Consider the following 24,038-nt stretch of genomic DNA (forward strand, 5'->3'; position numbering starts at 1 on the left):
ACGGGCTCAGAACAGTTGCCGTGGCAGCCAGGTGGCGATGCTCGGCACCGCCAGAATGATCAGAAACAGCAACAGCTGGATGGCAATGAACGGCAGCACCCCACGGTACATCTCACCGTAGGTCATTTCAGCCGGCGCGATCGATTTCAGATAGAAGATCGACGGTGCCAGCGGCGGTGTGAGGTAGGCGGTCTGGATCACCACCATGAACATCACCGCGAACCAGATCGGGTCGATGCCCGCCATCTTCACCAAGGGCATGAAGATCGGTACCAAGATCAGCACGATGGAAATCCAATCCAGCACCATGCCCGCGATCAGCACGATGAACATCAGTGCCAGGATCAACCAGTAAGGGCTGAGATCCAGTTCGCCCATGAAATCGGCGAGCATCCAGCCACCACCGCTGGCGGCGAAGATGGCGGTGAACATGGTGCCGCCGGTGACGATGAGCATGATCATCGCGGTGATGGTGATGGTCGAGACCAGCGCCTCGATCAGCCGTCGGATGCTCAGCTCGCGAAAGCACAGCGCCAGGACCGCTGCGCCGAACGCGCCGACCGCCGCGGATTCGGTCGGCGAGGCGACGCCGGCGAGCATTGAGCCGAGCACGGCGAAGATCAGCAGGAACGGTGGAATCAGCGCCTTGAGCGTGATCGCCAGTTTGTCCGCCAGCGGCGTAGCCTGCATCGCCGGCACGGCGGGCGCCAGCGCGGGCGTGATCCAGCAGCGCACACCGATGTAGAGCAGGAACAGCACCAGCATCAGCAGGCCGGGAATCAGGGTCGCGGCGAACAGCTGGCCGATCGACAGTTGCGCCATCGAGGCATACACCACGACGATCACCGAGGGCGGGATGATGGTCCCGAGCGAGCCGCCGGCGCAGATGGTGCCGGCGGTGAGCGCGCGGTCGTAGTTGTATTTGGCCATGGCCGGGATGGCCATCATGCCGACCACGATTTCCACCGCGCCGACGATGCCCGAGCTGGCGGCGAAGATGCCGCACATCAGCATGGTCGACATCGCCAGGCCGCCGGAAAATCCGCCGAGCCAGAGCTGCAACGCCTCGTACAGCCTGCGGGCCAGGCCGCTGCGCTCGAGGATCGCGCCCATTAGCACGAACAGCGGAATTGCCGACAGCGAGAAATTAGTCGAGGCCTGCAGCAGCGAGCCGAACATCTGCTGGAAGATGTTTTCGCCGAACAGCAGCAGGCCGAACAGCGCCGACACCGTGATCAGCGAAAACGAAACCGGAATTCCGAGAAAGATGAAGACGAACAGCAGCGCGAACATTAGCAGCGGGATGAAATCCATCATTCGGGCATTCCCCCGCTGGGCTGCTTCTGGTCGGTGAAATAGCGGTAGGCGTCGACCAGCACTTGCAGGGTCAGCGCCGCCAGGCCGATGGCGAGGGCGCTGTAGAACGGCCAGATCAAGGGTGCCCAGGGGCTGACGTGCTCGACCTCGCCGGTGGCGAAGGCGTGCCAGGTGCGCTTGCCGGCGGTCCAGGTCAGGGCGCCAAGAATCGGGGCGAACAAGAGCAGGTAGAACAGGCCGTTGATCCAGCGCTGCATGGCCGGTTTGAGCCGGGAGGCGAGAAAGTCGATGCGCACGTGGGCGTCGATCTTCAGCGCATAGGCGCAGCCGAGGATGAACATGGCGCCGTTGAGCATGTAGGAAATGTCGAAGGCCCAGAGCGTCGGTGCGTTGAGCACGTAGCGCGAGAACACCTCGAAGATCATCGCCAGCACCAGTAGCAGAGCCATTGCCGCCGCCACCCAGAGCAGGACGGTGGCGGGCCAGTCGAAACAATTGCGCTTCATCAGACCTCCAGGCCGGCCGCCACGTGGGCGGCCGGCGGCGTTACTCAGTGGCGGTACAGGTAGGACGAGTTGTCCGACCAGCGCTTCATGTAGTCCTGGTAGTCCTTGAGGATCGCTTTGGCGTCAGTCTTCCCGGCAGCGCGTGCGTCAATTTGTGAGGTGACCAGGTCGTTGCCGCGCTTGGCCAGATCCTCGATCGCTGCCGGGTCCAGCCGGAGGATCTCAATACCCGCGTCCTTGTAGGTCTGCATGGCTTTCATGTCGGCGTCGAGGAAGTGGAAGTAGCTCTGCATCGTGGTCAGCTTGGCCGCCGCTTCGAGCTTGGCCTGGGTGTCCTTGTCCAGCGCGTCCCAGCTCTTGGTGGTCATGAAGAATTCCCAGACGAACGACGGCTGGTGCACGCCCGGCGTGAGGATGTAGGGCGCGACCTCGTGAAAGCCCTCGGTGAGGTTGGCGCCCGGCGTCGCCCACTCAATGGCGTCCACGCCCTTGCGCTGCAGCAGCGTGTAGATCTCGCCTGGCGGCACCACCGTGGGCGATGCGCCGACTTGCTTGACCACTTCGGCCCAGGCGCCGGCAGTGCGGTATTTCACGCCCTTAAAATCTTCCAGGCTTTGAATCTTCTTGTTCGAGTGGGCAAGGATCTCGGTGCTGCCGACGCCGACCACCATCGAGTGCAGGCCCATCTCCTTCTCACGGTATTCCTGCAGGTATTTCAAGCCATTGCCCTCGTACAGCCAGGACAGCGTCTCTTCGCCGGACATGCCGCCCGGGTAGCTGGCGAATACGTTGTTCAGCGGGTCCTGATTGACCAGGTAAGTGGCGGTGGAATGGCCAGCCTTGAGCACGCCGTTCTGTACCGATTCGAAGACCTGCAGCGCCGGGACGATCACCCCGGCGCCGACCGGGCGGATCTTCACCTCGCCATCGGTCAGCAGGTCGGCATTCTTGGCGAAGCGCACCAGGAAGTTCTCGAAGAAGAAGCTGCCTTCCGGCACCGAGGTCGGCACCGTGTAGGTTTCGGCGGCCTGAGTACTGGCGCAGGCCAGCGCCAGGCCGAAGGCGGCGATCAGATGGGCTTTTTTCAGTTGCATGGCGAAACCTCTCATGGCGAGTCAGGCGCCCGGCCGCCGGGGCGGCGCGGACGGAATGCGGCAGGCGGACAAACGTTCAAAGCCCCACATCGGGCAGGGTCGGGCGGTTGGCCATGGCCTTGGCCATGATCTGCTCGACGTACTGGCGGTCGGCATCCGGCAGGGCCAGCCGTGGCGGGCGGGTCAGGGCGCTGCCGCGACCGGCGATGGCTTCGCAGAGCTTGATGCACTGCACCAGGTCGGCGCGGGCATCGAGATGCAGGATCGGCATCAGCCATTCGTAGATCGGCATGGCTTCGGCGAAGCGCCCCGCCTTGGCCAGGCGAAAGATGGTTTCGCCTTCCTTGGGAAAGACGTTGGACATGCCCGAGACCCAGCCCTCAGCGCCCACGGCGATGCTTTCCAGCACCACGTCATCGAGGCCGGCGAACAGCACGAAGCGGTCGCCGACTTCGTTGCGCACGTCGATGAAGCGGCGCGTGTCGCCGGATGAATCCTTGAAGCAGACCACGTTGTCGCAGTCGGCCAGCGAGATGAGGATGTCCGGGGTGACATCGTTCTTGTAGATCGGCGGGTTGTTGTAGACCATCAGCGGCACGTCGGCCTTCGTGGCCACGTAGCGGTAGTGCTCGGCGGTCTCGAATGGCTTGGAGCCGTAGACCAGCGCCGGCATCAGCATCACACCATCGACGCCGGCTTTCCGCACCTCGTTGGCCACCTTGGCGGCCTGCACGCTAGTGAATTCCGCGACACCGCAGATCACTGGCACGCGCCCGCCAGCGGCATCGACCGCCACTTCGGTGACGGCGATCTTCTCCTCGGTGCTCAGTGAGGTGTTCTCACCGACCGAACCACAGACCACCAGCCCGGACACCCCGTCGCGTACGACGTTGGAGATGACCTTGTGCGTTTCCTCCAGGTTGACTGAAAAATCGTCGTTGAATTGCGTGGTGACGGCCGGGAATACGCCGCTCCAGTTGACGCGCTTGCTCATAGATGCCTCCACTAAGGTATTTCGTATACGTTTTGTTTGGGCCGTCCTCGGCCGATGGGGTCCTGTCCGCGGTGTGAATCCGGCCGTGGCTTGGCCGTGTCGCTTGTTGCCGCCTACTTGTGGCCGGCGGCGATGAATCAGATTTTCAGGTCCACCGGCCAGGTGTCCGAAAGCCGGTAGCCTTCTGGCCAGGGGTCGCTGGGGTCCAACAGATGTTGATGGGTGCCGGTGATCCAGGCGCGGCCGGACAGGCACGGCACGATCGCGGGCCGTCCGGCGAGCTCGGTCAGGCTGTCGATCCGGCAATGAAATTCCGAGCCGATGATCGAGCGGCCAACGAAGCGATCACCGACCCCCAATTGCCCCTTGGCGTGCAGCACCGCCATACGCGCCGAGCAGCCGGTGCCGCAGGGTGATCGATCGATTTTGCCGGGGCGTATGACCACTGCATTGGCGGCCGTGAGCACGCCGTCGATGCGTTCGACCGGCGCGGCGATCTGGCAAAAGGAGATATGTGCCCAGTCCGAATTGATCGGGTGGACGAAGCCAAGCTGCTGATTGGCGGCCTGGGTGATCTTCAAGCCGGTCGCGACCAGATCGGCGGCTTCATCGGCGTTCAGCGAAAAACCCAGACGCTTGGCGTCGACAATGACGAAACTGTCGCCGCCGTAGGCCGTGTCGACCTGTAGCGAACCCAGCCCCTCGACCTCGATCCAAGCATCGAGCTTGTCGGCGAAGGACGGCACGTTCTTCACTTCGACCCGCTCGACCTTGCCGTCGCGGCACTGCGCGACGGCCTCGATCAGGCCGCCCGGCGCTTCGAGTATCAGCCGTGTTTCCGGCTCGGTCATCGGCAGGATGCCGCTGTCCAGCAGCACGGTGGAAACGCACAGCGAATTGGAGCCGGACATCGGTGGTGTGTCGGCCGGCTCCATGATGATCCAGCCCATCTGTGCCTGCGGGTTTTTGGCCGGCACCAGCAGGTTCACATGGCGGAACACGCCGCCACGCGGTTCATTGAGCATGAAGTTGCGTAGGGTTTCGTCATGGGCGATCCAGCGCGACTGCTCCCACAGGCTCGCACCGGGTGGCGGAGCGACGCCGCCGACAATGACGTCACCCACCTCGCCCTCGGCGTGGCAGCTGACTACATGGATAACTTTGCTCGATCGCATGGCTGCACCCTAGATCACGGATTTGAGGAAGGCCGCGGTTTCCGGCTTCTGCGGGTGGCTGATGACCTGATCGGGCGGGCCGATCTCGTGTATCAGGCCGTTGCGGAAGAACGCGACGCGGTCGGACACTTCGCGGGCAAAGCCCATTTCATGGGTCACCAGCACCATCGTCATGCCGTCCTCGGCGAGCAGGCGCATGGTGTCTAGCACTTCGCCTACCAGTTGCGGATCGAGCGCCGAAGTCGCCTCGTCGAACAGCATGTAATCCGGCGACATGGCGAGTGCCCGGGCGATCGCCATGCGCTGTTGCTGGCCACCGGACAGCTTGCTCGGGAACACCTTCAGCTTGTCCGCCAGGCCGACATGGGTCAGCTGCTTGACCGCCAGTTCCTCGGCTTCCGCACGGCTTTTGCCGAGCACCTTGCGCGGCGCCAGCATCACGTTCTCCAGCACCGTCAAGTGCGGGAAGGCGTTCCATTGCTGAAAGACGATGCCGATCTTCTGCCGCAGCTTGTTGATGTCGGTACCCTTGGCATGCACCTCGGTACCGTCGACGCGAATCGAGCCGCTCTTGATGGATTCCAGCCCATTGATGCACATCAGCAAGGTCGACTTGCCGGAGCCCGAGCCGCCAATGATCGAGACCACTTCGCCTTTGTTGACGGTGAGGTCGACGCCCTTGATCACTTCGAGCTCGCCGAAGGATTTGTGCACCTTTTCGATCTCTATCATTCCTGCCACCTTTTTTCCAGCCGGGCGCCCAGGCGAGCGATCACCAGGCTCATGACGTAGTAGATGAGTCCCGCGATGCAGATCACCAGCAGCGGCTCCTGGATGCGCGTGACGATGGTCTGCGAGGCACGTAGCAGCTCGATGATGCCGATCCACATCACCAGCGCGGTGTCCTTCATCACTGATAAGACCAGATTGACCCAGCCGGGAAAGGCGACGCGGGTGGCGACCGGCAGGACGATGTAGCGCAGGTCCTGCCAGTAGGTCAGGCCCAGCGAGCGGCTGGCCAGACGCAAACTGCCCGGCACTGCCAGCACGCCGCCGCGCACCACTTCGGTGAAGAAAGCCGCGGCGTAGACGCCCAGCACCACGCAGCCGACCGTGAAGGCGCTCCAGTCCAGGCCGACGATGCTTTTCAAAGCGTTGAACAGAACGAACTGGATCAGCAGCGGCACGCTGCGAAAGATGTCCAGGAACCAGGCCAGCGGCAGGCTCGCGCGGGGAAACAGCGCGCGGATCACGCCGAAGACGATGCCGGCGAGGGTCCCCAGCAGCATCGCCCAGAAGGTCAGCATCAAGGTCACGCCGGCGCCCTTGAGCAGGAACAGCAGATCGGTCGAGGTCAGGCTGGTTTCAAACATGCTCGGATCCTCAATAGCGGAACAGCCGCCAGGCCATCAGCCGGGCCACCGCTACGATCAGCTTGGCGATCAGGTAATAGATCACGGCAGCCAGGGCAAAATATTCGAAGGTGCGGAAGGTCTTGACGTTGTATTCCTGGGTCACGCCGGTGAGGTCGTTGTTCAAGCCGACGATCACCCCCAGCGAAGTCATCAGCACGGCCCAGACCATCTGGTTGGAGAGCGGGTGGAAGACGATGCGCAGCAACTGCGGGACGACCACCAACCGATACGCCTGGAACGCACTCATGCCCAGCGACCGCGCGGCGCGCATCTGCGTCTCCGGCACCGCCTTGAGCCCGCCGCGGAAATTTTCCGCCAGGTAGCCCGCGTTATTGAACGTGATGCCGGCAAGCAGCGCTGCCCAGGAACTGATGTGCCAGCCGAAGGCGCCGAGGCCGAAGTACAGGGCATAGATCTGGAACAGCGACGGCGTGTTGCGTGCCACTGAAACCCAAGCGCTGCCGACGCCCTTGAGCAGCGGGTTGCGGGTTTCTCGCATGGCGGTCAGCGCCAGGGCGATGAGCACGCCGAAGATCATCGACAGCGCGGCGGTCTCGAAGGTCACCACGGCGCCAGCGAGCATGTCCGGTAGCGCACGCAGCGCCGGGCGCCAATGGAAGGTGTAATCGAACATCCTCAGTGCGCTCCTTCGGTTTCGGCAGTCGCGAGCCAGCGCGGTAGGCGGCCGCTGGCTTGGCCGGTGCAGGCGGTTTCGACGCATTCGGCAAGGCTGCCGAAGCGCACCTGCCGACCAGCCAGGCCTGGCGCGTAGTGGGCGTATTTACCGGAGTTGGTCATCAGGGTGCGGCAGGTTCGAGGAATGACCGGCGCTTCGATCATGCACCAGCAGGTGTCGGTGATGATCTGCGCGCCGAACTGCTCGAGTGTCTGTAAATGGCCTGCTTCGGAGGCTTGGCGCTGAATCTCCCGACCGCAGGTGATCAGCAGTGAAACATCGGTGTGTTTCACACGGCCTTCGCACAGCTGTGCGAGGCGGGCGAACTCGCTCAACGAGAAGTGCGGATTGCCCAGGCTGATCAACTGAACGTCTGCAAACTCGCCACCGTCCAGTTCGTGCCAGCTGGCCAGCAGATCGCAGCGTTCGACTTGGAGAATGCGCGTTGGAGCCCGCCCACCGAGTGCGGCCTCGGCCGTGTTCGCTTCCGGCGTGACGCCAGCGATATGGAACATCGGTGCCGCCGAGGTGGTGGCGAAAGCCGCGCCGAAGGCCTTCAGGTCGTCGAGTGTCGGATGGCTCTGTTCGAGCCCGCAGATCACCGGAATTTCACTGCCGCAGAGCAGACCGACGTGATAGCCGAGCAGCGGATAGAACGAATCATCCAGCGATTGCAGCGGCGGCAGATCGATCCGCAGCGTGGCGTGGCGTTGTTCGTCCAGATGGCATCCCACCCGCGGCGCGCGGCCGGTCAGGGCGATGCAAATGTCGAGGAAATCCGGGTACTTCAAGGTCCGCGCACCCAGCACGCTGTTGGCATACACCACGGCATTGGATTCCGCCCAGACGACCTGCTCGCCAGCGTGTGGCGCGCTGTCGAGCAGGTAGGGTGCGCAGGTAAAGCTGGCGCTGGCACCCATTTCGACATAAGCGTCGGCCAACTGGCTGGCCGGCTCGCCGAACGCGGCGGCAACGCCCATTTCCCGCCAGCGACGCTGATCCACGGAAATCGAGTTGAGGGTCGTCGGTACTTTTACCCGTCCACCCCAGTCCGCCAGTTGGCGTGCGAAGCGCAGGCTTGCCGGCCCGGTATAGATGCAGCCGTCGATATGCGCCTGAGTGATGTCCATCAGCTCCCGCGCGCCCTGGAGTTCAGCCATGCGCAGCAGAATCTGCATGGCGGCCTGGGTGGCCTTGCCTTGCTCCCCGGCAAGCATGGCCCGGTCCTGCGCGGTCAGGGCAATGTTCGTCGGTAACGCGTCTTCGGGAGCCGTTGAGGCGGTCCATTCATCGTTCGGCAGCTCGTCGAAACCCTGCACGACGCCGTTCTCGATTCGTATGTAACGAGCGCTGCGCAGAGCCGCGAAGGCGGTCTGTTCAACACTGATCACCGGTAGAGATTGGCCGAACAACAGCTGCGCCACCAGCACGCCGAGGGTGAGGATCTCCTCGGCTTCAGCGAAAACCAGCGCGGCGGGTGCATGACCGTTGAGGATCAATTCCAGCAGGACACTGCTCCCGGTACAGGAGCCGCGTCCGCTGGGGATTACCAGGACCTTGCCGGCGATATGCTCGCCGCTAAGAGGGTGGTGACGGTCGATTACCTCGCCACTGAAGGGATCGACGCCGCCCCAGAAACTTAAGCCCACGTCCGCGTGCAGACTGGCTGCCTGAGCGCCGCCAGGAACCAGACTGCGACCGATGAAACTGAGCGCAGGCTGGTGCCGAACGGAGGCGTGGTCGCTACGGCGCATCGTTACGCGCCGATCAGTAGTAAACGCCAGGTACGGTCAGATCGACCGGCTTGCCACCGACCCACTTCTCGTACAGTTCGGCATACCGGCCGGAGCGCACTTGCTGGTTGACGAACAGGTTCAGGTAATTGATCAGGCCGTACTCGTTGCGCTTGGCGGCGAGCGACACGTAGTCGATGACGTAAGGCGCATCGCCCGCGATCTTCAGGCCTTTGTACTTGCCCGATTTGATGGTCGAGGCCGCGACGGTGTTGGTGACGACGGTGGCGTCCACATGGCCCTGAGCGACGGCGAGAATGGTGTCGTTCTGCGACTGGTAGGCGCGGAAGCTGCCTTCGCCCCAACTTTTCACATCCTTCTCCAGCGCGATGGCTTCGAAGGTGCCGCTGGTGTTACCGACCGGGCGACCCTTGAGGTCGTCGTAGTTGTTGATGCCCGTCTCTTCGCGCGTCAGCACCACCATGTTGAAGGCGAAATAAGGAATGCTCATGCCCACCGTCTTGGCGCGCTCGAGCGTATCCGACGTGGAGGCAACGATCACATCCGCACGGCCGGAGACGAGGGCCGGGATCCGGTCTGGGAAGGGCGTTTCGACCACTTCCGCATCGACGCCGAGCACCTTGGCCAGGTCGTTGCAATAATCGACGTCGAACCCGGCTGGCTTGTTGCCTTCGTCGCGAAAGCCCATGGGCGGAAAGTCGAGGGTAACGGCGCAGCGCAGCTTGCCTGAGCCGATGATGTCATCGAGCTTGTCGGCTTGGGCAATGGAGGTGATGGAGGCGGCAAGCAGAGCGCTAACGGCCACAGCTAGGGTTTTCTTCATACAGTCCTCGTCGATGCGGTTGATCGTCCAATTGATTCAAGCAGCTATTTCGCGATTTCGTATACGTTATCCGTAAAGCAATAGCCGTGCCGGTCGGCCAAATGGAACGAGATAGAGAAATGAAACCGAGGCAAGCTGCTGCAGAGCGGCCCGCTAGAGCGGTGTCTACGCGCCAAGTACACGATTAACGACTGGATGACCGTTCGTCGGGCGAGCTGCAGAAGACCTGAAGTGAAGCGTAGCTGCTACAAATGGGAGCAGCGCGTTACCAAGGTGCCCGATGTTTGGATGGCAGGGCGTTTCGATACGCGCTGGGTGACAGTCCAGTCAGCGCACGAAACTGACGGCTGAAGGCGCTGTGATCGGCATAACCGCAGCGCAGCGCGATTTCGGTGATGGGCAGCGGCCCGCCGAGCAGATCGGCCGCTGCATCCAGCCGAGCCTTGTGAATCATTTGCCGAGGCGTCAGGCGGAATACCCGTTTACACAACCGTTCCAGTTGGGCGACCGAGAGCCCGGCAATGGCCGTGAGTTCGGACAGCCTGATCGCGCCGGAATGATTTGTGCGGATATGTGCATCAACTGCAGCGAGTTTGAGGTAGGCCGGATTGTTGGCCTCGGGTGCCTGCAGGTCGATGGAAACCCCGGCCATGCCGATGATCAGGCCTTGCGGATTACGCAGTGCCAGTTTGTGCGTCATGCACCAGCCCGGCTCGCGGCCTGGGTACAGGTGCAGTTCAAGTTGATTCTGCAGGCGTAGTCCCAGGCTGAGCACACGCCGGTCCTGGTCGGTGTACTGCGCGCCGAAGCCGGTCGGAAACACCTGTTCGGCCGTCAGCCCAATCAGCGCACCGGGATCGCTATGGCCGCAGCGCTCGGCCAGGGTACGGTTGGCCAGGCTGTAACGGGCCTCAGTGTCCTTGATGAAGAACACCACCTCCGGCATCGCATCGAACAACGGCGCAATCAGCTTCAGGCTGGCAAGCAGCGTGGGCAGATCCCGGGGTGGGTCGGTCGGAAGCAGGGTGAGCATCGGCGCGCTACGAGCTGGGAAAATCCGAGGATACGGCCGGCGGCGAGTGAATGGTAGGCAGTGGCTGGCTCAGGACAGCGCTTCATGTCGCTCGGCCGTCGGTTCGGCGTCGGGCAAGGCAATCAGCGTCCCGATGCGGGCCGGGCTGATCGGCTGGCGCGGTTTTGGCGGTTGCCAGCCGAACAGAACGTTGCTCGCCGCGCCGCAGATCCGGCCCTGGCAGGCACCCATTCCGCAGCGGCTTTCGAGCTTGGCTTCGACCCAGCTGCTGTGGCCCACCATCGCCGAATAGGGCACATCCTCGCACCGGCATATCAGGGTGTCGGGAGCCGCCAGGGTTCTCAGCTGTTCGCTGAGCTGGAAGGTACGCGCCAGCAGGTCGGCGAAATTCTGCCAGCGTTGACGCTCGGCGAATCGCGCCTTGCTTCGCTTGAGGTCGCCCACCGCGGCATAACCAGCAATGCGACCTTCGGCCAGCGCCAGTTCACTGCCGCCGAAGCCGGTGCATTCGCCGGCTGCAAAGTGATCCGTCAGACTCGTCTGCTGGTAAGCATCGACCCGAAGCGCGCCCCCGCTGAGCGCACTGCCCAGCACCTGACCGAGTTCGGTGTTCGGAATGAGTCCGAAACCGCAGGCCAGGTGATCGCAGGCGATTTCCGAAACCTTACCGTTGTGGCTCAAACGCACCGCTTCCACGCGGTCGGTTCCAAGTGCTGCCAGCACATGGGTGCCGCTGCGATAACAGCGATCGCTTAGTTTTAATGCCTGCAGTGCTTTGCTCGGCCAGCTTGGCAGGCGTGCGGCGAAATGGATTACGGCTTTTAGAGGCGCTTGTTCTGCAATGCACAGCAGGCGCGCGCCGGCGTTTTTTGCCGTCGCGGCGCAGGCTAAAAGAAGTGGACCGCTTCCTGCGATGACCAGACGTTTGCCGGTCACCGGCATTCCGCCCTTGATAAGCGCCTGCAGCCCGCCGGCGCCGGTCACTCCGGGCAGTGTCCAGCCGGGAAACGGTAGCAATAGCTCGCGCGCGCCGGTACATAGAATCAGCTTGTCGTAACCGACCAGATGCCCTTGCTCAGCGTCTTCGAGCAGTAGACGCTTGCCGCCCGGCGCGGCGACTACTCGAGTGCCGTTATGGAGCTCGATGTTCGCCGCCTGTGCCAATGCCTGCCGGTGCTGGCGTGCCGTGGGCGGCACCTTGACGTGTGGCCCGTCGCGCCAGATCTGCCCACCCGCTGTTGGGTTATCGTCGAGCACGGCGATGCTTGCCCCGCTGGGTGCGGCGGCGAGCGCGGCAGCCATTCCGGCAGGGCCGGCGCCGACGATCAGGATGTCGTAGTGAGATTTCATGGGCGGGTTTCCACGGTCATGCCGGTGACGCAGGGCGTCTGGCAAGCGAGGCGGCGCTGCCCGTTGATGGTGACGCGGCATTCCTGGCAGATACCCATGCCGCAGAGTGGCGCGCGCCGCTGGCCGGATACCGAGGTGCGGCTGCTGCCATCGCCGCCGAGATACAGCGCCGCGGCTACCGTCGTGCCGGGCGCAACCTGAAGCACACGGCCGTCCAGCGTGATTTCAATCATGGCCTAGGTTTCCCATGGCGTAGGCGGGCGCCGACGACCCGCCTGATGAAGGAATGAAGCGTGCTGGGCTGTAGGGTTCGATGGCCATTGCCGACGGCCTTCCCAAAAGCTGTGCGGTCAGCAATTCGGCAGTGCCGGGTGCCGTGGTCACACCCAGCCCCTCATGGCCGACCGCCAACCACAGCCCTGACTGTTGCGGATGTTCGCCCACCAGCGGCAGGCCATCCGGACTCGCAGCGCGAAAACCGGTCCAGCTGCGAATGGCGTTCATCCGGGCGAGCCCCGGCATATAGTCGACGGCGCGCTTGAGCATTCGCGCCAGCATCCAGCTGTCGATTTCCGGGTCGCGGGTGCCGAACTGCCGCGAGGAGCCGATGAACAATTGCCCGGTCGGGCGCGGCTGGATGTTGCAGGCCACCGATGGCCCCGCGCTATTGTGCGCACTGGTGACGTAGCCCAGCTCGACCAGGGTATGCGTAACCTTGCCGGGATAGCGATCAGTGATCACCAAGTGGCCTTTTTTCGGCTGGATCGGCAGGTCAGGGCAAAGCTCGGTTGCGTGAATGCCGTTAGCCAGCACCACTGCCTGCGCACGCAGGCTGCTGCCGTCACTCAACTCGACCTGTTGACCCTGGACGCATGTCACGCACGCCTGCCTCTGGACGATGTGCTTGCCGCCCTGGGCAATCAGCCAGCGCGCCGCGTTGGGTGCATAGATGATGCCGTCCCCACTGACTTTCAGTGCGCCATGCAGCCCGCTGCGCAATTCCGGTTCCGCTGCTCTCAGTGCGGCGCCGCCGAGCAGTTCGCAGCTCATGCCCTGCTCGGACAAGGTGGCCAGCTTGTGCTCGGCCACCGCCATCTCCGCCTCGTTGGCTGCGAGCCAGAGCGTCCCGTTGTTGCGATAGCCGCAGCTGTCGTCCATCAGACGTCCCAATTCCCGCCAGCGTTGAATCGAATAGTCGCTCAGCGCCAGCTCGGCCGGGTTATCGTCCAGTGCCACCAGATGGCCCATCCCGGCTGCCGTAGCACCTCCACGCTGGGCGTCGAGGAGCAGAACGTCGAGGCCATTGGCCGCCAGTTCGTTTGCACAGGCCGCACCAACGATGCCGGCGCCAATGATGATGACATCGGCATTCACACCCGAATGCCCCAGCCAAAGGGGTCGTCGTCTTCGATCAGCAGGGTTGCTTCGGCGCTCAGGTGAGCGCGCCCGCGAATGGTGGGCACGATGCACGCTCCGTCCAGCTCGTAACTGGCGAGAAATTCACTGCCGATGACACTCGCCTGCCGCCAGATTTCGCCGGGTTGTAGTTTGCCGTCAGCTGCTAGACAGGCCAGCTTGGCGCTGGTGCCAGTGCCGCACGGCGAGCGGTCATAGGCCTTGCCGGGGCACAGGACGAAGTTGCGACTGTCGGCTTGCTGCGAATCCGCTGCGTTCGCGTGGTCGGCGCTTGGCGATGAGACGCCCGGCTGGCTACCCGCCTCCTCAGGATCGGCAAACAGCTCGATATGGTCGATTTCGCCGCCGTCTTCACCATGTACGCCCTGCGCTTCGAGTGCCTGGCGCACCGCCCAGGTATAGGCAGTGAGCGCCTCGATATTGCCGCCTGCGATGCGCTGCCCATGCTCGGACACGAGAAAGAACCAGTTGCCGCCCCAGGCGATATCGCCGGTCACCGTGCCGAGACCTGGCACCTCGACGCTCACGGCCTTGCGGTAGCGATAGGCGGGCACGTTGCGCACGCTCACCGATCGGTCTTCATGAAGGGTCGCCTGCACCGTACCCACCGGCGTCTCGATGCGGTGAACCCCGGGCTGAATGCGCCCCAGGTGCGCCAGCGATACCACCAGGCCGATGGTGCCGTGACCACACATGCCCAGGTAGCCCGTGTTGTTGAAGAAGATCACGCCGGCACAGGCCGTCGGGTCTACCGGTTCGCAGAGCAGCGCACCCACCAGCACGTCGTTGCCGCGTGGTTCGAGCATGGTTGCAGCACGCCAGCGGTCATGCTGTTCGGCAAGCAGACGGCGGCGTTCGGCCATGCTGCCGGTTCCAAGCTGAGGAAACCCATCGATAACCAGCCGGGTTGGTTCGCCACCGGTGTGACTGTCGAGAATCTGAATGCGCTTCATGGCCGCCCTGCCTGTACGGGGAATAAGTGGCAAGCATCCAACGGCTGCCTGCTTACGGCTTGAGTGTTTTCGCTTGAGCAGATGACGAAATCGGCATAGGCCAGGCGGGTATTTCGATACCGGCCCAGCGATGGCCGTGAGGCAGATGCTCGAACAGCGCCCGACACACACCAATGATGTGACGTTCGATCAGTTCCGCACACAGATCCACGTCGCCGCTGCGACAGGCGCGGAGGATTTCGCGATGTTCCAGATCAGCACCGTGTTTGCCTTCATGAATGCTCATCTGTACCCGCAGGTAGCGCTCGACCTTGTCATGGATGGAGCGGATCATCTGCATCATGAACGGCCGTTGCGCCGGTCCGTAGAGGCAGGCGTGAAAGGCCCAGTTCAGCTCGGCCCAGCGCGCCGCATTGTCTTCGTGCACGAATTCGGCACAGATCGACTCGGCCTCGGCAAAGGTGGCTTCGCTCATGTTGGGCACAGCGAGCCGGATGATCTGAGTTTCCAGCAGCACCCGCACTTCGAATATTTGCGCCAGCTCCGGCTCGGTCAGTACCGTTACCACGGCACCCTTGTTGCGCTGGAATGACACCAATCCTTCAGCTTCCAGGCGCTTGAGCGCTTCACGTACCGGTATTTTGCTGACATTGAACAGCCGCGCCACGTCATCCTGGCGCACTGGCTCTCCCTCGGCGAACTGACCGCTGATAATCGCCTCACGCAGATGCTTGGCAATCACTTCGGAAGCCGAGGGGACGATACCGAGGTTCGGTGCGTTGAAGGAGTTGAGCGGCACAGCGATGACTCTAATGAACAGGGGATGGGCCAGAGAATATCGTATACGTAAATCCGCTTCACCTTTTCCGACAAAGGGCCGAGCGCCGTCAGCAGCCTCGCCGAACCCTACTGTTCGCCTGCGCTGAAGCGCCGCTCCAGCGCGTTGATCCGTTGCCGCTCGGTACGGGCGAAGGCAAAGAAGGTCTGTGCCACGGGTGACAGGTATTTTCCACGCGGGTGCACCAGGCACCAGCTGCGCATCAGCGGCAGTTCTTCGACGGGTAACTCGCGAAGCGCGCCGATCTTTAGTTCGCGGAGTACCGCGTGCCTAGGCAGCAGCGCCAGGCCGAGTCCGGCCAGCACGGCTTCACGCTGTGCTTCCATCGAGCCGAGTTCCATGGTCTGGTCGAAATGCGCACGTTTCTGATCGCAGTAACGCTCCGTGGCGCGCCGGGTGCCGGAGCCGGGCTCGCGGATCAGCAAGGGCCAGGCGGTGAGGTCCTGCAGTGTCAGCGCCGCCCTGCTGCACAGTGGATGGTCCGCTGGCGCGACGGCAACGATGGCGTTGTCCAGGAAGGGCAGGAATTCCAGGTCCATGTCCGTCGGCACTTGGGAGATCAGTAGCAGGTCGTCGCGGTTGGCGTTCAACCGGTGGATTGCCTGAGCGTGATTGACCACCACGAGCTGCAGGCTGACTTCAGGGTGCAGCTGACGAAACGACGCGAACAGGTGGGGAGCGAAGTACATGGCGCTCGATTCCACCGCCAATTTCAGTCGGCCCTGCAACGAGCCTTGCAAGGTCGACAATTGCATGTCGAGGCTTTCCAGCCTGCCGAATATGTCTTCGCTGGTGCGTCTGAGCGCTTCGGCGGCTTCGGTCAAATACAGCTTTTTGCCGGAATACTCGAACAGCGGCTGGCCCAGCAGCTCCTCCAGCTGACGAATCTGCAGGCTGACAGCGGGCTGGGTCAGGGCCATCTGTTCAGCCGCACGGCTGTAGGAATGGTTGTCGCAGACCGCCCGGAACACGCGCAGCTGGCGCAATGTCATGCGCATCAATGACTTTCTCATGGGGCCTCTAGCGGGTCTCGTTTTGCGGATATCGGTCGCCGATGACGCTATTCGACGGCGCTATATAAGTTAAAACTTATGCTTAGCCAAACAATTATTCATTTTCGGTAATTGCTGCGTAAAGGGTAGGGTAAAAAACATCGCCTGAAGCGGCGTTATCACACGGTCCGACACGGGACTGCCTGCTCACTGATCCGAGGGACGAAGCGTGATCAAGAAGCTGCTGATCGCCAACCGCGGGGAAATTGCCGTCCGCATCGTGCGGGCTTGCGCAGAAATGGGCGTGCGCTCGGTGGCGGTATTTGCCGAGCCCGATCGCCATGCGCTGCACGTCAAACGTGCCGACGAGGCCTATTTCATTGGCGAAGATCCGCTGGCGGGTTACCTGAACCCGCGCAAGCTGGTGAATCTGGCTGTAGAGACCGGCTGCGATGCCTTGCACCCCGGTTATGGTTTCCTTTCCGAGAACGCCGAACTGGCGGAAATATGCGCCGAGCGCGGTATTCGCTTCGTGGGTCCCAGTGCCGAAGTGATTCGCCGCATGGGCGACAAGACCGAAGCGCGGCGCAGCATGATCAAGGCGGGTGTGCCGGTCACCCCTGGCACCGAAGGCAACGTAGCGGATGTCGAAGAAGCGCTGGCCGCGGCTGATGGCATCGGCTATCCGGTGATGCTCAAGGCCACTTCGGGTGGCGGTGGTCGCGGTATCCGCCGCTGCAATTCGCGAGACGAACTGGCCCAGGCCTATCCGCGGGTCATCTCCGAGGCGACCAAGGCGTTCGGCTCGGCCGACGTGTTTCTTGAAAAATGCATCGTCGAGCCCAAGCACATCGAGGCGCAGATCCTCGCCGACTCCTTGGGCAATACCGTGCACCTGTTCGAGCGCGACTGCTCGATCCAGCGGCGCAACCAGAAACTCATCGAGATCGCCCCCAGCCCGCAGCTGACCCCGGAACAGCGCGCCTACATCGGCGACCTGGCGGTGCGGGCGGCCAAGGCGGTGGGCTACGAGAACGCCGGTACCGTGGAGTTTCTGCTCGCCGATGGCGAGGTGTACTTCATGGAGATGAACACTCGGGTGCAGGTGGAGCACACCATCACCGAGGAAATCACCGGCATCGACATCGTCCGCGAGCAGATCCGCATCGCCTCCGGCCTGCCGCTCTCGGTCAAGCAGGAGGACATCCAATATCGCGGCTTCGCCCTGCAGTTCCGCATCAACGCCGAGGACCCGCGCAACAATTTCCTGCCCTGTTTCGGCAAGATCACCCGCTATTACGCGCCGGGCGGCCCGGGCGTGCGCACCGATACGGCGATTTACACCGGTTACACCATCCCGCCGTACTACGACTCAATGTGCTTGAAGCTGATCGTCTGGGCGTTGACCTGGGAAGAGGCATTGGCGCGGGGTTCGCGCGCGCTGGACGACATGCGTGTGCAGGGTGTGAAAACCACCGCCTTCTACTACCAGAAGATTCTTGAAAACCCGGATTTTCGCAGCGGGCAGTTCAACACCAGCTTCGTCGACAACCATCCGGAATTGATGACTTACTCGATCAAGCGCAAGCCGAGCGAACTGGCCCTGGCCATCGCCGCCGCCATCGCCGCCCACGCAGGCCTGTGAGGAACGAACCATGACTGCTCAGAAGAAAATCACCGTTACCGACACCATCCTGCGCGATGCCCATCAGTCGCTGATCGCGACCCGCATGCGCACCGAAGACATGCTGCCGATCTGCGAGAAGCTCGACCGCGTCGGCTATTGGTCGCTCGAAGTGTGGGGTGGCGCGACGTTCGATGCCTGCGTGCGCTTCCTCAAGGAAGACCCCTGGGAGCGTCTGCGCCAGCTCAAGGCCGCGTTGCCCAATACTCGCCTGCAGATGCTGTTGCGCGGACAGAACCTGCTGGGTTACCGCCACTACGCCGACGACGTGGTCGAGGCGTTCTGCGCCAAGGCGGCGGACAACGGCATTGACGTGTTCCGTATCTTCGACGCGATGAACGACGTGCGGAACCTGGAAACCGCCATCAAGGCCGTGAAGAAGACCGGCAAGCACGCCCAGGGCACTATCGCCTACACGACGAGCCCGGTGCACACCGTCGAGCTCTTCGTCGAGCAGGCCAAGACCATGCGCGACATGGGTGTCGATTCGATCGCCATCAAGGACATGGCGGGTCTGCTGACCCCCTTTGCCACCGGCGATCTGGTGCGCGCGCTGAAAGCCGAGGTGGATCTGCCGGTGTTCATCCACTCGCACGACACCGCCGGCGTGGCCAGCATGTGTCAGCTCAAGGCCATCGAGAACGGCGCCGACCACATCGATACGGCGATTTCATCCATGGCCTGGGGCACCAGCCATCCGGGCACCGAGTCGATGGTCGCCGCGCTGCGCGGCACGCCGTATGACACGGGCCTCGATCTGGAGCTGATCCAGGAGATCGGCTTGTACTTCTATGCGGTGCGCAAGAAGTACCACCAGTTCGAAAGCGACTTCACCGGCGTCGATACCCGGGTACAGGTCAATCAGGTGCCCGGCGGGATGATTTCCAACCTGGCCAACCAGCTCAAGGAGCAGGGCGCGCTCAACCGCATGGACGAAGTGCTCGCCGAGATCCCACGCGTGCGCAAGGATCTGGGCTACCCGCCGCTGGTGACGCCGACCTCGCAAATCGTCGGCACCCAGGCGTTCTTCAATGTGCTGGCCGGTGAGCGCTACAAGACCATCACCAATGAAGTGAAGCTCTACCTGCAGGGCCGTTACGGCAAGGCGCCGGGCACTATCGATGCCAAGCTGCAGCGCCAGGCCATCGGTGGTGAAGAGATCATCGAGGTCCGCCCGGCGGACCTGATCAAGCCGGAGCTGGACAAGCTGCGCCAGGACATCGGTGCGCTGGCCCATAGCGAAGAGGACGTGCTGACCTATGCCATGTTCCCCGATATCGGCCGCAAATTCCTCGAGGAGCGCGAGGCCGGCACCCTGCAACCGGAAGTGCTGTTGCCTATTCCGGATGGCAGCGCGGTAAGCGCCGCGACCGGCGAGGGCGTGCCGACCGAATTCGTCATCGACGTGCACGGCGAAAGCTACCGCGTCGATATCACCGGTGTGGGCGTCAAGGGTGAGGGCAAGCGGCACTTCTTCCTCTCCATCGACGGCATGCCGGAGGAAGTGGTATTCGAGCCGTTGAACAACTTCGTCGGCGAGGGCGGCAGCAAGCGCAAGCAGGCCAGCGCGCCTGGCGACGTCAGCACCAGCATGCCCGGTAACGTGGTCGATGTGCTGGTCAAGGTTGGCGACGTGGTCAAGGCTGGGCAGGCGGTGCTGATCAGCGAAGCGATGAAGATGGAAACCGAGATTCAGGCACCCATAGCCGGTACGGTGAAGGCCGTGCATGTGGCCAAGGGCGACCGGGTCACCCCCGGCGATCTGCTGATCGAGATCGAGGCCTGACAGATGTCCCTTGGGGAGCCGCAAGGCTCCCTTTTTTTGCTCGCGTTCTGCTGATCATCGAACGATACGGGAGATACCGGCGAAGCACCGGATCGCCGACGCTGTTCTGATCAAGCAGATCGCGGTGTAGGGGCAACTCAGCGCTTCAGGCGGGTTTGCTTGCGCAGTTCCATCAGATCGCCTTGGGTGCAGGTCAGCGGTTCGGCGCCGGTCAGGTCATAGCAGCGCTGACCGAAGCCCATCGGCCAATAGATGATGCCGCCGGGTGGCCAGAAGATCGACGCGACGCGAAAGCGCGCACGCAGTTTGCCTTGCTGCAGCAGTTCGCCTTGATCATTGCTGAGCGTGTAGGGAATGCCGCCAGCGGCGGTCCAGAAGAACGGACGGGTCTTGACCAGGCCCTGGGAGTATTGTTGCGGTCGCTCATAGACGGACACCTGGCTGTGTTCCGGCAGCTTGAAATAAGTCGCGGTGGAGCAACCGCTGAGGAAGATAGCGAGTGCCAACAGGCTCGCTGCACGTTTCAACAACATATCGATTCAGTCCTTGTGATGATGCCCAGGGCACACACCGTGCCCTGTAAAGCGGGCGGCACTATACCCCCGGCCAAGGATGATGGCGAAGTCGTGGCGCTGAACGGCGCATTGCAAAGCCACCGTCGAGGCTGCCTTGTTGTCTAGCGGTACCGGCTCGATGTAGCGCTGCCCGCGCTCTGGGCCTCGATCTTGCTGTGGGGGTGTTTGGAAGGGTCAGGTGGCTTGGCTTTCCGGGTCAAAGCACATGACGGTACTGCAGAAAGCCGGAACGCTCGGCGATGCGATCGTACAGCTGCATGCCGGTGTGGTTGCTCTCGTGAGTCAGCCAATGCACCTTCGAGCTGCCGGCAGCACGGGCCTGGGCATAGACATGCTCGATCAGGCGACGTCCGACGCCGGTGCCGCGCAGCCCCGGGCTGACGAACAGATCCTGAAGGTAGCAGCTGTCTTCCACGGTCCAGTTGGAGCGATGGAAGATCCACTGCACCAGGCCGATCGCCTGCCCGTCCAGCCAGGCCAGTGCGGCATGGGTGGGTTCGGTGGGTTCGAGGAAGCGCTGCCAGGTGCTGGCGCTGGTCTGGGCTGGCATTTCGCTCTGGTAGAAGTGCAGATAACCCTGCCAGAGCGTCAGCCAGGCATCATGATCATCGGATGTTACGGGGCGAATTTGGAGAGGCGACATGGTGGTTTTCCATCTGGTGTGATCGGGACACTGAATGGCCTGCGGCAGGTCTGGCATTGACTGTGATGATCATCGGCTGCCTGGCGTCTGTAGCCTAAGACGCAATGAGCCTGCGCGCCAATTCACTGGTGTGCCGCGACTTTTCACCCATGGAACCCTGTATGCAAAACCTGTTGAACGAGATACTCGATGAAGTCCGCCCGCTGCTCGGTCAGGGCAAGGTAGCGGACTACATCCCCGCGCTGGCGGACGTGCCGGCCGATCAGCTGGGTATCGCCGTTTGCAGCGCGTCCGGCGAGATCTACCACGCGGGCGATGCCAGTACGCCGTTTTCGATCCAGAGTATTTCCAAGGTATTCAGCCTGGTGCAGGCGATTCAGCATGGTGGCGAGTTTCTGTGGGAGCGGCTGGGCCACGAGCCGTCCGGCCAGCCGTTCAATTCGCTGGTGCAACTTGAGTTCGAGCGCGGCCGGCCACGCAACCCCTTCATCAACGCCGGCGCGCTGGTGATCTGCGACATCAACCAGTCGCGCTTCGCCGTGCCGGCGCTGTCCATGCGCGACTTCGTCAGGCACCTGTCCGGCAATCCGCAGATCGTCTCCGATACGCGGGTCGCCGATTCGGAGTATCAGCACCGGGCGCGCAACGCAGCGATGGCCTACCTGATGCAGGCATTCGGCAACTTCCACAACGATGTCGAGGCGGTGCTGCGTAGCTATTTTCATCACTGCGCGTTGCGCATGAGCTGCATCGACCTGGCCCGAGCGTTCGGCTTTCTCGCCCGCGCCGGAGCGTGCCCGGAGGGCGGCGCGCCGGTGCTGAGCCCGCGGCAGGTCAAGCAGGTCAATGCCATCATGGCCACCAGCGGCCTGTATGACGAGGCCGGCAACTTCGCCTACCGTGTCGGCTTGCCCGGTAAAAGCGGTGTCGGTGGTGGCATCGTCGCGGTGGTGCCGGGGCGCTTCACCGTCTGCGTCTGGTCGCCTGAGCTGAACCAGGCCGGCAACTCGCTGATCGGCATGGCGGCGCTGGAGAAGCTGTCGCAGCGCATCGGCTGGTCAATCTTCTGAGGGCCGGTCGCGATTCGATTCATCAGCCGGGGCAGGGCCCCGGTTGCGTTACGGTCTGTCACCCATCGAGGGGCTGGCCTTAAGCGTGCAACGTATCCATCAACCATAAATAAAGAGAGATCGCCATGAGTCTCGAAGACAAGACGACCGAAACGGCGCAGGAGGCGCTCGATAATCTGATCGCGGGGGTTATGCAGTTCCGCGAAGATGTCTATCCGCAGCAGCGCGAGCTGTTCAGCAAGCTGGCCAACGAGCAGACGCCGCGCGCGATGTTCATCACCTGCGCGGACTCGCGCATCCTGCCGGAGCTGATCACCCAGAGCTCGCCAGGCGACCTGTTCGTCACGCGTAACGTCGGCAATATCGTGCCGCCTTACGGGGTCATGAACGGGGGCGTATCGACCGCCATCGAGTTCGCCGTCATGGCCCTCGGGGTTCATCACATCATTGTCTGCGGGCACTCAGACTGCGGTGCGATGAAAGCGGTGCTGAATCCGTCCAGCCTGGACAAGATGCCGACCGTGAGAACCTGGTTGCGGCATGCCGAGGTGGCGCGCACGGTGGTGGAGGCCAATTGTGGCTGCGCCGATCACAACACCTTGGGCATCCTGACCGAGGAAAACGTACTGGCGCAGCTCGATCACCTGCGCACCCATCCCTCGGTCGCGGCGCGGCTCGCCAGTGGCGACCTGTTCATTCACGGCTGGGTGTACAACATCGGCACCAGCGAAATTCGTGCCTACGATGCGTCGCGCGGTGAGTTTCGCCTGATTGGCGATGGCCCGCTGCCGATGGCTACGCCCAAGTCGCGCTACGTTTGACGGCTTTTCGACGCAAGGCGCCTCTACGGCGCCTTGCGGTCGCGGATCAGGTCGCGGAGATCCGGCGTCTCGCTGCAGCGGGCGTACCCTTCACTGATGACCTCGTTCGGTGCCTGCTGCAGACGGTTCACCGCTTCGGCCGGGGTGTCCTTGTTCAAGGCCAGATAAAGATCGGTCGGTTGGAAACTCAGCACCTTCTGTAAGCCGTCCGCGCCGCGCTGTTTGGCGTGGTAGCGCCAGACTGGATCGGCTGTTGCCCGGAGGACGATGCGCCCGCTGAGCAATTTGCGCAGGTTCTCTTCCTCGCTCAGGCTGTCGATCGGCTGTAATCCCTGGCTCGTTAGAAGCGAGAAAGTCTATCGATCTGAACCGGATCGAACCCCGCCACGACGCAGCTCGACGGCGTTCGAGGCGACCGCTGGAGCAGGCGAGATTATGCGAAAGTGCTCGATGCTTGCGGTAATGCAGAAAGCTGGCGAGTGGACTATGCAGTCTGGCTCGATGGGATGCTGGAGCGCCGCGCTGCAAGCCGGCGCACCGATTTCAAGCGGATCGTGGTGCGGCGCTACTTATGCAGCACGAATTGACCAGTAAAACGCACGGCATCGCGACCGTCGGCGGCGAGTATCCGGCTGGTCAGCGTGAGGCGGGAGCGGCCACGCCGACGGTAGATGGTTTCGAAGCGACTCCAGGCCTGATCGTCCGGCGCCGAGCAAATCGCGGTGGCGTCGTCCACGACCGGCAGCGGATAGTCGATCTGACCTTCGTGGATAACAATGTGGCCGTCTTCGATTCCGGCCTCTCGCAAGCGCAGATGCAGCCAGCCCCAGCCAGCCAGCACCGACGCACAATACAAGCTGCCGCCGAACATGCTGCTCTTGTGGTTGATGTTCGCTTGTAGCGGGACCTTCAGGCGCAACTCGTGATTCTCCCATTGCTCGACACGCAGGCCCATCGCCCGGGTCAGTGGGATATCGTGATGCAGAATGGCTTCCAGGTAACGGCTGTCGCGGCTCATGCCGGGTGGATTCCTAAACGTTTGCAGATACAGGCAGACGTCAAGCATGACTGCTGAGTCACGAGATTGCCAGTTTCCACATACGCTTTTTTTGCGGTTTCCCAG

At 62.7% G+C, this 24,038-nt stretch carries 24 protein-coding genes and 1 pseudogene; 4 read left to right on the forward strand and 21 right to left on the reverse strand.

All coding sequences use genetic code 11. From position 1 onward, the window contains the following. Positions 1-6 precede the first annotated feature (6 nt). The 17 genes and pseudogenes from CH92_RS00980 to CH92_RS01060 all read right to left on the reverse strand — a co-directional run bounded on the left by CH92_RS00980 (position 7) and on the right by CH92_RS01060 (position 16,357). A complete protein-coding gene (locus CH92_RS00980; RefSeq protein ID WP_025239933.1) occupies positions 7-1,317 on the reverse strand; it encodes a TRAP transporter large permease in 1,311 nt (436 codons plus the stop codon). After that, entirely contained in the window at positions 1,314-1,823 is a 510-nt protein-coding gene (locus tag CH92_RS00985; RefSeq protein WP_025239934.1) for a TRAP transporter small permease subunit, read from the reverse strand. The genes CH92_RS00980 and CH92_RS00985 overlap by 4 nt, the downstream gene beginning before the upstream one ends. Before the next feature lie 44 nt (positions 1,824-1,867). Then, positions 1,868-2,917 carry a TRAP transporter substrate-binding protein DctP gene (dctP, locus tag CH92_RS00990; protein ID WP_025239935.1) on the reverse strand — a complete coding sequence of 350 codons (1,050 nt, stop codon included), beginning with the start codon at positions 2,915-2,917 and terminating at the stop codon, positions 1,868-1,870. 76 nt (positions 2,918-2,993) lie between these two features. Beyond that, positions 2,994-3,911 carry a dihydrodipicolinate synthase family protein gene (locus CH92_RS00995; RefSeq protein ID WP_025239936.1) on the reverse strand — a complete coding sequence of 306 codons (918 nt, stop codon included), beginning with the start codon at positions 3,909-3,911 and terminating at the stop codon, positions 2,994-2,996. A 137-nt stretch (positions 3,912-4,048) separates the two neighbouring features. Continuing rightward, on the reverse strand, positions 4,049-5,086 hold the full coding sequence (locus CH92_RS01000) for a trans-3-hydroxy-L-proline dehydratase (protein WP_025239937.1): 1,038 nt from the start codon (positions 5,084-5,086) through the stop codon (positions 4,049-4,051). A 9-nt stretch (positions 5,087-5,095) separates the two neighbouring features. Beyond that, positions 5,096-5,818, reverse strand: coding sequence for an amino acid ABC transporter ATP-binding protein (locus CH92_RS01005; protein WP_025239938.1), 723 nt, complete (start codon positions 5,816-5,818; stop codon positions 5,096-5,098). Next, positions 5,815-6,459, reverse strand: coding sequence for an amino acid ABC transporter permease (locus CH92_RS01010; RefSeq protein ID WP_025239939.1), 645 nt, complete (start codon positions 6,457-6,459; stop codon positions 5,815-5,817). The genes CH92_RS01005 and CH92_RS01010 overlap by 4 nt, the downstream gene beginning before the upstream one ends. Before the next feature lie 10 nt (positions 6,460-6,469). Further along, positions 6,470-7,135, reverse strand: a complete 666-nt coding sequence (locus CH92_RS01015; RefSeq protein ID WP_025239940.1) for an amino acid ABC transporter permease — start codon at positions 7,133-7,135, stop codon at positions 6,470-6,472. Between the two features lie 2 nt (positions 7,136-7,137). Beyond that, positions 7,138-8,931, reverse strand: coding sequence for an aconitase X (locus tag CH92_RS01020; RefSeq protein WP_025239941.1), 1,794 nt, complete (start codon positions 8,929-8,931; stop codon positions 7,138-7,140). A 13-nt stretch (positions 8,932-8,944) separates the two neighbouring features. After that, entirely contained in the window at positions 8,945-9,754 is an 810-nt protein-coding gene (locus CH92_RS01025; protein ID WP_025239942.1) for a transporter substrate-binding domain-containing protein, read from the reverse strand. A gap of 265 nt (positions 9,755-10,019) precedes the next feature. Continuing rightward, on the reverse strand, positions 10,020-10,787 hold the full coding sequence (locus tag CH92_RS01030) for a helix-turn-helix transcriptional regulator (RefSeq protein WP_025239943.1): 768 nt from the start codon (positions 10,785-10,787) through the stop codon (positions 10,020-10,022). Positions 10,788-10,856: 69 nt separating this feature from the next. Next, positions 10,857-12,137 (reverse strand): NAD(P)/FAD-dependent oxidoreductase, encoded by a 1,281-nt coding sequence (locus CH92_RS01035; protein WP_025239944.1) that lies wholly within the window; start codon positions 12,135-12,137, stop codon positions 10,857-10,859. Further along, positions 12,134-12,370, reverse strand: coding sequence for a (2Fe-2S)-binding protein (locus CH92_RS01040; RefSeq protein ID WP_025239945.1), 237 nt, complete (start codon positions 12,368-12,370; stop codon positions 12,134-12,136). The genes CH92_RS01035 and CH92_RS01040 overlap by 4 nt, the downstream gene beginning before the upstream one ends. Next, positions 12,363-13,511 (reverse strand): NAD(P)/FAD-dependent oxidoreductase, encoded by a 1,149-nt coding sequence (locus CH92_RS01045; RefSeq protein ID WP_025239946.1) that lies wholly within the window; start codon positions 13,509-13,511, stop codon positions 12,363-12,365. Before CH92_RS01045 ends, CH92_RS01040 begins: the two co-directional genes overlap by 8 nt. Next, the gene (locus tag CH92_RS01050; protein WP_025239947.1) at positions 13,508-14,506 is read right to left on the reverse strand and encodes a proline racemase family protein; all 999 of its coding nucleotides are present in this window, start codon (positions 14,504-14,506) and stop codon (positions 13,508-13,510) included. Before CH92_RS01050 ends, CH92_RS01045 begins: the two co-directional genes overlap by 4 nt. 136 nt (positions 14,507-14,642) lie before the next feature. Beyond that, positions 14,643-15,305, reverse strand: a pseudogene (locus tag CH92_RS01055) (GntR family transcriptional regulator); the annotation flags it as partial. Positions 15,306-15,412: 107 nt separating this feature from the next. Next, entirely contained in the window at positions 15,413-16,357 is a 945-nt protein-coding gene (locus tag CH92_RS01060; RefSeq protein ID WP_025239949.1) for a LysR family transcriptional regulator, read from the reverse strand. A 208-nt stretch (positions 16,358-16,565) separates the two neighbouring features. On the opposite strand from CH92_RS01060, the gene CH92_RS01065 reads away from it, so the two are divergent. Together CH92_RS01065 and oadA are read left to right on the forward strand one after the other, a co-directional pair. After that, complete coding sequence (locus tag CH92_RS01065) at positions 16,566-17,981, forward strand: acetyl-CoA carboxylase biotin carboxylase subunit (protein ID WP_025239950.1); 1,416 nt, start codon at positions 16,566-16,568, stop codon at positions 17,979-17,981. Positions 17,982-17,991: 10 nt separating this feature from the next. Beyond that, positions 17,992-19,806, forward strand: a complete 1,815-nt coding sequence (gene oadA, locus CH92_RS01070; RefSeq protein ID WP_025239951.1) for a sodium-extruding oxaloacetate decarboxylase subunit alpha — start codon at positions 17,992-17,994, stop codon at positions 19,804-19,806. Positions 19,807-19,943: 137 nt separating this feature from the next. Here oadA and CH92_RS01075 read toward each other — a convergent pair whose 3' ends face one another. Both CH92_RS01075 and CH92_RS01080 read right to left on the reverse strand, forming a co-directional pair. Next, complete coding sequence (locus tag CH92_RS01075; RefSeq protein WP_025239952.1) at positions 19,944-20,339, reverse strand: hypothetical protein; 396 nt, start codon at positions 20,337-20,339, stop codon at positions 19,944-19,946. Between the two features lie 238 nt (positions 20,340-20,577). Then, the gene (locus CH92_RS01080) at positions 20,578-21,024 is read right to left on the reverse strand and encodes a GNAT family N-acetyltransferase (protein ID WP_025239953.1); all 447 of its coding nucleotides are present in this window, start codon (positions 21,022-21,024) and stop codon (positions 20,578-20,580) included. A gap of 161 nt (positions 21,025-21,185) precedes the next feature. On the opposite strand from CH92_RS01080, the gene glsB reads away from it, so the two are divergent. Both glsB and CH92_RS01090 read left to right on the forward strand, forming a co-directional pair. Next, positions 21,186-22,094 (forward strand): glutaminase B, encoded by a 909-nt coding sequence (gene glsB / locus CH92_RS01085; RefSeq protein WP_025239954.1) that lies wholly within the window; start codon positions 21,186-21,188, stop codon positions 22,092-22,094. 125 nt (positions 22,095-22,219) lie between these two features. Further along, positions 22,220-22,915, forward strand: coding sequence for a carbonic anhydrase (locus tag CH92_RS01090; protein ID WP_025239955.1), 696 nt, complete (start codon positions 22,220-22,222; stop codon positions 22,913-22,915). Between the two features lie 23 nt (positions 22,916-22,938). Here the strand turns inward: CH92_RS01090 and CH92_RS01095 are convergent, their stop codons facing one another. Together CH92_RS01095 and CH92_RS01100 are read right to left on the reverse strand one after the other, a co-directional pair. Next, positions 22,939-23,199: a hypothetical protein gene (locus CH92_RS01095; protein ID WP_025239956.1), complete on the reverse strand. Its 261-nt coding sequence runs from the start codon at positions 23,197-23,199 to the stop codon at positions 22,939-22,941. 281 nt (positions 23,200-23,480) lie between these two features. Continuing rightward, complete coding sequence (locus CH92_RS01100; RefSeq protein WP_025239957.1) at positions 23,481-23,933, reverse strand: thioesterase domain-containing protein; 453 nt, start codon at positions 23,931-23,933, stop codon at positions 23,481-23,483. Positions 23,934-24,038 lie beyond the last annotated feature (105 nt).

The sequence above is a fragment of the Stutzerimonas stutzeri genome (assembly GCF_000590475.1).
Taxonomy (GTDB): Bacteria; Pseudomonadota; Gammaproteobacteria; order Pseudomonadales; family Pseudomonadaceae; genus Stutzerimonas; species Stutzerimonas stutzeri_D.